Here is a 2940-nt window from a genome sequence, read left to right as displayed (position 1 = left end):
ATGACATTGCGCGAGCAGCTTTTGGACGAGATTAGGCAGCTACCCGAACAAAAGGTGGCGGAGGTTTTGCATTGGGTGCGTCAACTTCGGGAGCAAGAGCGGTTTGATTGGGATGCGTGGTGGGTGAGCTTTGAATCGGTTTCGGATGATTTTATGAGCGATCGCAACCAACCTAGTTTACAACAGCATGATGATTGGTGTGAGTAAAGCGCATGAGGTATTTACATCATGAAACAACGCCCAGAATCGGTTTTGCAACGCTTTCGTGTAATGAATCAGAACGATTTAGGATTATCGATCGTGACGGTTGCAGAGTTGGAATACGGCGTTGCAAAAAGTCAGAATCCACCCCTTAACCGACGTCGGTTGGATAATTTTCGTCGGCCATTTCAAGTCGTTGGCTTGAGTGATGAAGATGTGCGAGTATTTGGAGAAATTCGGGCTGATTTGGAACAGCGCGGCACACCAATTGGCGCTTACGATCTACTGATTGCAGCGCAGGCAAAAAGCCGAGATTTGGTTTTGGTGACGAACAATATGCGCGAGTTTGAGCGAGTTTCCGGTTTGAGGCTTGAGAATTGGGTTGATGTTTGAAATCTGTGGATGATGCGTGAGGCGGGTATTCCATGAATCTGACAATGCATCCCATTTTACCACCGCGTCACATCCCCAATCCGATCGCCTCAATTGGCAAACTCGCCTCCAAACCTGAAAACTCCCGCAACCACCAACCCGACTCCTGGCGCGTGTAGTGATCGATACTCAGAACCGTCTGCCGCACCAAGATGTACTCGCAAAAATTCGCAATCGAACGATCGAAGAGAAACGTATCCTCGCGATCGGGTTCTTTAGGCTGAGTGACATCAATTGCGACCGTTTTAGAGGGGACGGTTAGTATAGCGATCGCTGGGGTGCATTGAATAATGAAGCACCCGGCTCTCTTGATGATTTTCCGACAGATCTATGGTTACAACTACGGCGAAGCTCACACTCGATAAATATCGCGAACAGGAGGCGATCGCCCAAGTTCGCCACGAATATCGCAATGGAGATCTGATTGAAATGCCCGGAGGTTCGGTTAATCACAGCCGCTTGCTGATGACGCTGTATGTATTGTTTGAGAGCATGTTAGATAACGCAGACTACGAGGCGTTTAATAGTGATATGCGCTTGTGGATTCCTGAACGGAACCAGGCAACGTATCCAGATTTGATGGTGGTGACGGGTGAGCCGATCGTGAATGGCGATCGCAGTGATGAAATTGTGAATCCGACGTTGATGGCAGAGGTGTTGTCGCCGTCAACGTCGAGTTACGATCGCGGCGATAAGTTTGCCGCCTACCGGACGGTTCCCAGTTTTCGGGAGTATCTTTTGGTCGAGCAAGAGCGTCCCGCGATCGAGCATTACTGGAAGACGGATGACGGGCGTTGGCATTTGGAGGAGTTTCGCGGTCTGGATGCGGTGGTGAATCTGGAACATTTGCCGGTGCAGTTAGCTGTAGCGCAGCTATACCGTCGGGTGCGTTTTGAGGGGTCGTAATCGCGATCGTTGCAATTCGGATGTTCTGGTCTCGTGCGTGGAGAAGGTCGCGATCGCGGCGAAACAAGAGGCACAAAAAAGCCCCACCGTATGAGGAACGCTAGGGTGTATTGTAGCGAGGGTGATGGTTTGGGTTTCGCCGGATGGGGTTGATTTCGCCATGACGCACCGATGGATGTGGGGATAAATCGGGGGGCGTTATGGTGTGGATATCGGCATTAATCGCGGTGCGTTACGGCGGGGTTTCAATTGTTGCGAGAAAGCCCGTTTTTTTGCCGCCTAACTCACCCTACCACTTACTTCGTATCGAGATAATGCTGTAGAGCCTCAACAAATTCAATGGCATCTTGCTGTAGTTCCGATGCTTGTTCGTAGCTGACCGTTGCTGTCGGGCTGTAGTCACTCGCTTGCCTGAATTCAAAAGCACGATGTAAGCGTCGCGACAGCGCTTTATCAAAGTCCCCCGTTTTGACGAATTCTCGATCGAACAGACCGATTGCACCGCTGTGCTTCGAGGTCGCGAGTTGGCGCGTTTCGAGCAGTGCTGAGAGTACGTAGAACATCGCGTAGTAGGAGCGATTAACTGAGCCTTGAATGTCGTTACTATCGAGCAAGATCGCGGCTGAGCGTAGTGCCTGCTGTGCCTGTTGCACGCGCAAGGCAATCAATTCTGATAGCTGACGATCGCTCACACGGGAATTCCTTCATTCACGATGTTTGCCACGATCGAACTCGCACCAATCGCTCCGTCCTGCACGTCACCATCGGTCACAATAAACACTGAAATCACCCGATCGGCTTCAAATCCCACATCCCAAGCCAGGTCGATAATCTGACTGTATAGCTCTGCTTCCAGGGTCGGAAGCTGAATGAAGATATCTAAATCTGATTCTGGCGTTGCGTTGCCCCGCGCCCGCGAACCGAACACACGCAGATCGGAAATGGGTGTGAGTTTTTCCAAGCGCTGTCGAAATTGTGCGGCTACCGCGCGATCGTAGCGATTCATGCAGATTCTACAAACTTCAATTAATCTTGAGTCTACTATACAAAACTGATCGATCGCGGCGGAACAAGGCGCACAAAAAAGCCCCACCGCATGGGGAACGGTTGGGTGTGTTGTGGCGAGGGTGATGGTTTGGGTTTCGCCGGATTGGGTGGGTTTCGCCATAACGCACCGATGGATGGGGAGATAAATCGGGGGGCGTTATGGTGCGGGGGGTTGGATTAATCGCGGGGCGTTACGGCGGGGTTTCAATTATCACGAGAAAGCCCAGTTTTCTTGCCGCCTAACGCACCCTACTGCTATTATTCCCACTACCGCCCAGTTATCTCTTGCACCCAGGTGTTGATTAGCTGCTCCATTGTTGGGTTGTCATCCTGAGCTGGTATTCCAGTTATCTC

At 51.2% G+C, this 2940-nt stretch carries 6 protein-coding genes; 4 read left to right on the top strand and 2 right to left on the bottom strand.

What is annotated here, in order from left to right:
- From ACP5D4_RS11905 to ACP5D4_RS11890, 4 genes are all read left to right on the top strand, one after another.
- A partial coding sequence (locus ACP5D4_RS11905; protein ID WP_428011845.1) for a hypothetical protein occupies window positions 1-207 on the top strand: 207 nt, incomplete at its 5' end.
- Window positions 208-228: 21 nt separating this feature from the next.
- Window positions 229-594 (top strand): type II toxin-antitoxin system tRNA(fMet)-specific endonuclease VapC, encoded by a 366-nt coding sequence (gene vapC, locus ACP5D4_RS11900; protein ID WP_428011844.1) that lies wholly within the window; start codon window positions 229-231, stop codon window positions 592-594.
- A 32-nt stretch (window positions 595-626) separates the two neighbouring features.
- Window positions 627-752 carry a hypothetical protein gene (locus ACP5D4_RS11895; RefSeq protein WP_428011843.1) on the top strand — a complete coding sequence of 42 codons (126 nt, stop codon included), beginning with the start codon at window positions 627-629 and terminating at the stop codon, window positions 750-752.
- Window positions 753-963: 211 nt separating this feature from the next.
- A complete protein-coding gene (locus ACP5D4_RS11890) occupies window positions 964-1539 on the top strand; it encodes a Uma2 family endonuclease (RefSeq protein ID WP_428011842.1) in 576 nt (191 codons plus the stop codon).
- A gap of 296 nt (window positions 1540-1835) precedes the next feature.
- Here the strand turns inward: ACP5D4_RS11890 and ACP5D4_RS11885 are convergent, their stop codons facing one another.
- Together ACP5D4_RS11885 and ACP5D4_RS11880 are read right to left on the bottom strand one after the other, a co-directional pair.
- The gene (locus tag ACP5D4_RS11885) at window positions 1836-2231 is read right to left on the bottom strand and encodes a HEPN domain-containing protein (protein WP_428011841.1); all 396 of its coding nucleotides are present in this window, start codon (window positions 2229-2231) and stop codon (window positions 1836-1838) included.
- Window positions 2228-2707, bottom strand: coding sequence for a nucleotidyltransferase domain-containing protein (locus ACP5D4_RS11880; protein ID WP_428011840.1), 480 nt, complete (start codon window positions 2705-2707; stop codon window positions 2228-2230). Before ACP5D4_RS11880 ends, ACP5D4_RS11885 begins: the two co-directional genes overlap by 4 nt.
- Between the last annotated feature and the right edge of the window lie 233 nt (window positions 2708-2940).

It is taken from the genome of Baaleninema sp., from assembly GCF_049974805.1.
Classification (GTDB): Bacteria; Cyanobacteriota; Cyanobacteriia; order Cyanobacteriales; family Geitlerinemataceae; genus Baaleninema.
Note: the sequence above shows the minus strand (reverse complement) of the source record. Positions and strands in the feature narration are given on the sequence as shown.

What these genes read in the sequence shown, in the direction of transcription:
- vapC (WP_428011844.1), top strand. Translation starts at nt 229, where the DNA reads ATGAAACAACGCCCAGAATCGGTTTTGCAACGCTTTCGTGTAATGAAT.
- ACP5D4_RS11895 (WP_428011843.1), top strand. Translation starts at nt 627, where the DNA reads ATGAATCTGACAATGCATCCCATTTTACCACCGCGTCACATCCCCAAT.
- ACP5D4_RS11890 (WP_428011842.1), top strand. Translation starts at nt 964, where the DNA reads ATGGTTACAACTACGGCGAAGCTCACACTCGATAAATATCGCGAACAG.
- ACP5D4_RS11880 (WP_428011840.1), bottom strand. Translation starts at nt 2,707, where the DNA reads ATGGCGAAACCCACCCAATCCGGCGAAACCCAAACCATCACCCTCGCC.